This window comes from Arenibacter latericius DSM 15913 (assembly GCF_000424985.1).
In the GTDB taxonomy this organism is placed as follows: domain Bacteria; phylum Bacteroidota; class Bacteroidia; order Flavobacteriales; family Flavobacteriaceae; genus Arenibacter; species Arenibacter latericius.
Map to the genome: position 1 here is coordinate 1 of NZ_AUKX01000078.1, position 6,927 is coordinate 6,927.

Genomic DNA, 6,927 nt, shown 5'->3' on the forward strand with positions numbered 1-6,927 from the left:
GATTCATAGAACGTTCCATCTATCAAGAGGCCTTGGAGGAAAATCAAAAAAGAGTGGAAGAAAACCCGGAGTACTATAGACTTAGGCAACAGATCACGGAACACCAGTTCGGAACTTTAAAAAGGCAATGGGGCTTCACGTATACCTTGATGAAAGGAAAGCAGCACGTGCTCTCGGAGGTGAACCTGATGATGACCTGCTATAACCTTAGGAGACTTATGTCCATACTTGGCCCAAAGGAGCTTAAAAACAGGCTCAAAGAGCTTCGTCCTATGATATCAGCCATCTTGCGTCCAATTCTGGACCTTGTAAGCCAACTTCTTACAATACCAAGGCTTCAGACTCCAGAATTACGGAACGACAAAACTTCCTTTAATCGACTTAAACTAAGTTAGAAGTTGTTATTTTTAAGAAAAAATGGAGTTGCTGCGCAAACTCACGTTAGCAACAAGGCACGACAACCAACAAGACTATGATATTTGAAAAAGGACATTTTAGAAGCTCTAGACTAGAAAAATCAATTATTACCGAATCCTTAAACAGAGTAAAAACTTTTAGCTCTAAGAGTGCTTATGATTCGAAAACAACAGTTTTTTTATCTCACAAGCACAAAGACCTCGAAGAAATTGAAGAAGCAACTGGCGTAATTGAGCTTTTAGAAGACTTAGGAGTAAAAGTCTATATAGACAGTATGGATAATAAAATGCCTAATCAAACTTCTGGAGAAACAGCTGCAAGAATTAAAGATGTAATAAAATATTGTAAAAAATTTATACTTCTAGCAACACCAAAGGCACTTGAATCCTATTGGTGTAATTGGGAACTCGGAATTGGAGATGTGCATAAATTTAAAAATAATATAGCTATTCTACCTATTAAGGAAAAAGGAGAATATGACTTTCAATATAAGGGAAATGAATACTTACAAATTTATCCACATATAGACTATGAAGATGGAACATCATTTTACAGAAACAATGGCGGTCGAATTGAAAGAGGATACTATGTTGCAGAACCAAGAAACAAAGATGGTATAAGGTATATAACTAAGTTAGAAAACTGGCTAAAGAATTAATTATGGAATTTACAGGACAACAAAAAGCATTTATCAATTCTTTTGTTACAGAGATTAACAATGGCGATGCAGCAATTTTTGCAGGTGCAGGACTTTCTGCATCAGCTGGATTTGTAAATTGGAAAGAATTACTTCGCGATTTAGCCGAAGAAATCAATCTTAATATTGACATTGAACAAGACTATGTAACTATAGCCCAATATCACTTCAATAAATTTAAGAGAGGAAAAATCAATAATAAAATAATTAATGAATTTACTACTCTAAATAAAGGAACTAGAAACCATCAAATATTATCAAACATAGGTATCGAAACGTTTTGGACAACTAATTATGACCAACTTATCGAAAAAAGCTTAGAAGAAGATGGAAAAACGGTTGAACTTAAAATTAGAAATGAGGATTTTTCACATAATATAAAAAAGAAAGATGCCATAGTCTATAAAATGCACGGAGATAAAAATTCACCTGATGAGGCAGTTTTAACAAAAGATGATTATGACACTTACAATGATAAAAGAGAGCTTTTCTCAACAGCACTTAGAGGTGATTTACTATCAAAAACATTTTTATTCATTGGCTTTAGTTTTGATGACCCTAACTTAGATTATATAATGAGTAGAATAAAGGTTTTACTTAAAGATAATACACCTACTCATTACTGTTTTCTGAGAAAAATAAATGAACGAGACTTTGAAGAGAAAGAAGACTTTATATACGCAAAAATTAAACAAGAATTAAAGATTGAAGATTTACTACGATATGGAATAAATACTGTTACAGTAGACGAGTACTCAGAAATTACATTGATTTTAGAAGAAATTGAGAATCGAATACTAAGAAGAAATATTTTTATTTCTGGTGCAGCAGCGGAATATTCACCATTTTCAGAGGAATTGGCTAAAGAATTAATTCATAATTTAAGTTATAAATTAGCTGAAAAAAATTACAAAATTGTTTCTGGTTATGGTTTAGGGATTGGAAGTATTGTGATAAACGGTGCTTTAGACTACAAGCTTAACTCTAACTATAGAAATTTAGATGATTTATTGATATTAAGACCATTTCCGCAGATTCAATCAGGTGCAAAAACTATTAAAGATGTTTGGACAGACTACAGACAAGATATGATTAGTAAAGCTGGTATCGCAATATTTTTGTTTGGAAATAAGATATCTGATGACAAGATAATTGAATCAAATGGTATGCTTGAAGAGTTTGAAATTTGCTTAAAAAACAATGTCATACCAATACCAGTAGGTGCCACAGGATATGTTTCGAAAATGCTATGGGACAAAGTAACAGGTTCTATCGAAGACTATTATCCATTAAATAAAGATTTGCAAGAAGCAATAAGTAACCTTGATGAATTTACAATTGGAAATAAAGAAATAATAAAAAATATAATTATCGCAATTAACATTCTACAAAAAAATTAATATGCCAAAAAGAAAAGTATTTTACAGCTTTCATTATAAAAATGATGTTTTTCGTGTCCAGCAAATAAGAAATATGGGAGTTATAGATGGAAATAGTCCAGTAACACCAAATCAATGGGAAACAATCAAACAAACAGGAAAAAAAGCTGTTGAAAAATGGATTTCAGAAAATATTAAAAATAAAAGCTGTGTTGTAGTATTAATTGGTTCAGAAACTTCAAAAAGGGAATGGGTATTACACGAAATTGAGCAAGCTTGGAATTCTGGAAAACCAGTTTTGGGAATTTATATTCATAACCTTAAATGTCCGATATCGGGAAAATCAACAAAAGGAAACAATCCCTTTGACTTATTTACTATGAAAGATGGTAATGACAAGCTATCAAAATATGTGAAATGTTATAACCCAAAAACTTATGATGCGTATAATGACATAAAAACCAACATAGACAGCTGGATTGAAGAAGCAATAAAATCAAGATAAAGCCCAGTTGCTAACAATGGTAACCGTTGCACAAGCCCATAAATCTACTAGGAGCGAACTCATTTAAGCCCTTTTTAGGGCTTTGTTATTTTACAGACTTAACGGTCCGGCCAAATTCTGGAGGGCTTAAAACCAAGTTTATTACGTTTTGAATCTCCATTTTTTTATTATATAAAAAGACCAGCGTCCTTGCCCCACTTTTGACATGTTTTTCGGAGAATTTCAAGTACTTCTTCAAGTTGTATGCAATGGCGGAGAGCTGCATGCACTTGTTGGCCTGCGCGATGCCTATTGTGTTTATATTTCTCAGCCCCAAGAACTATTTCTACCGTACTTTGCCGCTTGCCCTTCATATATCTGTCCTGTGGGTTGTTCACCAGTGCAATGTTCTTTGTATACTCCTCACGGCAATAGGTAACAGAAAACTTTTTCTCTTGGGCCGATCTGCCAAGACATTGCTCCCTAATTGGACATTCGATACATACGTGCTTCCTTGCCCTATATTCCTTTTCCCTGGTCTTGGTGCAACTGTACAAAAACTCCTTGGTAAAGGAGATCACCTTGCCCTGCGGACAAACATAATGGTCATCCCTTTCCTTAGACTAAAAGAACTAAAGAGCAAGCTCATAGCACTTCATGTTTAGATATCGGCGAACTTGAGTTCAATTCCGGGCCTTCAAAGTCTACTTGTAAATATCTAGAATATTCAGGAGCCAAAATTACAGCTCTACAATTCTTCACCTAATTGTCTTAAATAACAATAGAAGTTACTATTTTTATTAAAAAAAAAAAGGGTTGCTGCGCAGACTCCCGTTGGCAGTAATTCCCCACATAAAAAATTTCTATTAATTTCTTGAGCTAACGACAAGAACTCCCGAACTTTATGGTGATCCTATGTAAGGCCGATTTTTAAACTGGTGCTTAAAAGCCCGGGCGTAATTCTGGTTGAAATGTAAAAGCCCTCGAAGTAGTGATTCAAGGGCTTGTTGATAATTTCAGTGGTGGTCCGTCATAGCGGAACCCCGTTCAGAATAATTTTCTATATCAAAGTTACATTTCCTTAGGGTCATTTTTTACTAATCCATAAACTTTTTTTACCATGGAAAGAAAAATGAAACTCGGAATGGACGTTGTGAATTTCAATGCTGCCGGAATCGATGTGGGCAGTCGCTCACACTTTGTGGCCATAGGCCAAGAACTAGGGGATGTCAGAGAGTTCGGCGTTTATGCCGAAGATCTTACCACACTCTGCAAATGGCTCCTGGAATCTGACGTGACCACTGTGGCGATGGAGTCCACTGGGGACTATTGGCAAAACCTTTACGTGGAGCTTATCTCCTTCGGTTTTGAGGTTGTGCTTGCCAATGGAAAGTTCACCAAGAATGCCAAGGGCAAAAAAACTGATGTAAAGGACTGTAGGTGGATACAGAAGCTCCATACCCTGGGACTGCTCAGCGGCAGTTTCCTGCCGGATCTTACAACAGAACAATTACGCACATTCTGTCGGCAAAGGGGGAACTGGATAGATCTGGCCGCCTCGGCCACGCACAAGAACAACAAAGTATCAGGGGGAAAGATACTCAGTAACCGCGTGCCAAAGGGAAGCAACCGACTGAAAATCGCCCTGCGGCAAGCAGCGAATGCCATAGGCAACCTAAAGGATACCCACCTCTCCGATTTTTTCCGAAGGGTCGCCTACAGAAAGGGTAGACATTCCGCGGTCAGTGCCACGGCACGGAAATTAGCGGTAATTATCTGGAATATGGTTACCAAAAAGATACAGTATCAACCACCTAGACAATATTTGTTCCTTGATCAAAAAAGAAAACTTGGACTGGTGAACCGAATTAAAAAACAAATAGATAAATTTGAATTAAAACCTGAAGATCTAGGATTTACAAATGCCCTAGATATCAGTAACTTAATTTGACGTTAGTCAGAATTCCCTATATAAAGAAACTCTATTAATTTCTTAAGCTAACGAGTCAAATTTTGTGTAGGAAAATTATAGTAAATTTGACGTTAGTCAGAATCCACCTACCAAAAAAATCGGTTGAGTTTTTGAGCTAACGTTCGTACCTTTAGGCTATGCTCCTTGCCAAGGTCGGTTTTCTAAATGGTGCTCGATAAAAGCCCGATCAGAATCAAGATCCAAATGTAAAAAGCAATCAGAGAAATCTTTTGGCTTGGGTTTGAGTTTAATGGTGATGCTTCATAAGCAATCCCGATTGGAATAATTTCAAAATACGTAGTTACATTTCTTGGAGCTTTTTATTAATCTCTAAAATAGAATGTGATGGAAAAAAAGATGATTTCGCTCGAAGTGGTCAATCCCAATGCCGCAGGGATCTACGTGGGAGGCAGAAGCCACTGGGCAGCCGTAGGCCAGAACGACAGGATATACAGGAATTCGGCGTGTACAGCGAGGACAACTTGACTCTATGTCATTGGCTGCTTAGGTACAAGGTAGAGACAGTTGCCATGGAAAGCACTGGCACCTATTGGCAAAACCTGTTTTCTGCATTGACTGGCTTCGGTTTTGATGTTATTTTGGTCAATGGCAGACAGACAAGGAACATAAAAGGAAAAAAAACAGACATCAAGGACTGCCAATGGATACAAAAACTGCACACTTTGGGATTGTTGAGCAGCAGTTTTTTACCCGACAGTACTACGGATATCATAAGGACCTATTCCCGCCACAGACAAAACATATTAAAACAATCGACAAGGACAGTATTAAAAATGTCCAAATATCTACGATTGATGAACATGCGACTGGATGTAGTGGTGAGCGATATTGTGGGACTTACCGGGACCAAAATAATATCGGCATTTATCGGCGGAGAAAAATCAGGTGAAAAATTGGCAGGGCACCGCCATTATAATTGCCGAAAATCGGAAAGGGAAATTACCAAGGCACTACAGTACAACGGCAGGGACGATTACTTTTTTGCCCTAAGACAGGAATGGGAGACCTATCTCCATCTTCAAAACCAAATTATCGAAATAGACAGACAAATTAAGGAACACCTTGAAGAGATCATTGACAATGATGACAATAAAAAACAACATGTTGCCGATAAAAAACCATACAAAAGAAAAAACAAAAACACAATCAGGGGCATAGATATGGCCCAAATATCCTATCAGTACTTTGAAGGTGTGGATCTAATGGCAATCGAGGGCATTAATGACGCTACCATAATGGTGATCATAAGCGAGATAGGATTGGAAGGAGTTAAAAAATTTGGGACCTCAAAACAATTCACCTCTTGGCTAAGACTGGCCCCGAACAACAAGATCAGTGGAGGAAAAGTACTTAGCCACCATCTTCCAAAAGGAAGCAATAGACTGAAAATAGCATTCAGACTTGCCGCCAATGCAATCGGCAATTTAAAGGAAGGGCATCTGGCAGATTTTTTCAGAAGGATCAATTACAAAAAAGGAAGGGCAACGGCCATAAGTGCCACAGCAAGAAAACTGGCCGTAATTATCTGGAACATGCTCACTAAAGGAGTTCAATACAGTCCCCCAAAAGAATATATGTTCCTCGACCAAAAAAGAAAGCTGAAACTGGTCAATAGGATCAAAAGAAATATTGCTAAATTTGAACTTAAACCTGAAGACGTCGGATTGGCTCTAGTTTATAATAGCTATTATTTGTATCTTTAGGTATGGAACTAGAAGAATTAAAACAAAAGATCCTTTCGCTTCCTCTGGTGGACAGGCGGAGATTGCTCAAGGATATCGAAAAGCACGATGTGACTACGGGAAGTCCAAGGGCACAGGCCTCCCGCCGACATCTTCTCGACAATATGATGGGCGAGTGCCCGCACTGTGGCCATACCAAATATGTCCGTTTCGGAAAGGACAAGGGTGCACAGCGCTATAAATGCAAGTCCTGCAAGAGAAGCTTTACCGAATAT

Annotated in this window: 8 protein-coding genes; 7 read left to right on the forward strand and 1 reads right to left on the reverse strand. The window is 37.5% G+C overall.

What is annotated here, in order from left to right:
* The 4 genes from H344_RS20620 to H344_RS0116280 all read left to right on the forward strand — a co-directional run.
* The coding region (locus H344_RS20620; protein WP_034256874.1) for a transposase at nucleotides 1-395 on the forward strand (395 nt) is incomplete at its 5' end.
* Between the two features lie 77 nt (nucleotides 396-472).
* The gene (locus H344_RS0116270) at nucleotides 473-1,075 is read left to right on the forward strand and encodes a toll/interleukin-1 receptor domain-containing protein (RefSeq protein ID WP_026811255.1); all 603 of its coding nucleotides are present in this window, start codon (nucleotides 473-475) and stop codon (nucleotides 1,073-1,075) included.
* A gap of 2 nt (nucleotides 1,076-1,077) precedes the next feature.
* Nucleotides 1,078-2,514, forward strand: a complete 1,437-nt coding sequence (locus H344_RS0116275) for an SIR2 family protein (RefSeq protein WP_026811256.1) — start codon at nucleotides 1,078-1,080, stop codon at nucleotides 2,512-2,514.
* 1 nt (nucleotide 2,515) lies between these two features.
* Entirely contained in the window at nucleotides 2,516-2,998 is a 483-nt protein-coding gene (locus H344_RS0116280) for a TIR domain-containing protein (protein WP_026811257.1), read from the forward strand.
* A 167-nt stretch (nucleotides 2,999-3,165) separates the two neighbouring features.
* On the opposite strand, the gene H344_RS21910 is transcribed toward H344_RS0116280, so the two are convergent.
* A complete protein-coding gene (locus H344_RS21910) occupies nucleotides 3,166-3,534 on the reverse strand; it encodes a hypothetical protein (RefSeq protein WP_169514983.1) in 369 nt (122 codons plus the stop codon).
* Nucleotides 3,535-4,097: 563 nt separating this feature from the next.
* Here H344_RS21910 and H344_RS21550 point away from each other — a divergent pair.
* The 3 genes from H344_RS21550 to H344_RS21785 form a co-directional block, all read left to right on the forward strand.
* The gene (locus H344_RS21550; RefSeq protein WP_026811259.1) at nucleotides 4,098-4,928 is read left to right on the forward strand and encodes an IS110 family transposase; all 831 of its coding nucleotides are present in this window, start codon (nucleotides 4,098-4,100) and stop codon (nucleotides 4,926-4,928) included.
* Between the two features lie 485 nt (nucleotides 4,929-5,413).
* Entirely contained in the window at nucleotides 5,414-6,673 is a 1,260-nt protein-coding gene (locus H344_RS20625) for an IS110 family RNA-guided transposase (protein WP_240485006.1), read from the forward strand.
* 2 nt (nucleotides 6,674-6,675) lie between these two features.
* Nucleotides 6,676-6,927 (forward strand): IS1/IS1595 family N-terminal zinc-binding domain-containing protein (locus tag H344_RS21785; RefSeq protein ID WP_240485007.1); only part of this gene is annotated, 252 nt, incomplete at its 3' end.

Excerpts from the sequence above, each read along its gene's own strand:
- H344_RS0116270 (WP_026811255.1), top strand. The coding sequence starts at position 473 with ATGATATTTGAAAAAGGACATTTTAGAAGCTCTAGACTAGAAAAATCA.
- H344_RS0116275 (WP_026811256.1), top strand. The coding sequence starts at position 1,078 with ATGGAATTTACAGGACAACAAAAAGCATTTATCAATTCTTTTGTTACA.
- H344_RS0116280 (WP_026811257.1), top strand. The coding sequence starts at position 2,516 with ATGCCAAAAAGAAAAGTATTTTACAGCTTTCATTATAAAAATGATGTT.
- H344_RS21550 (WP_026811259.1), top strand. The coding sequence starts at position 4,098 with ATGGAAAGAAAAATGAAACTCGGAATGGACGTTGTGAATTTCAATGCT.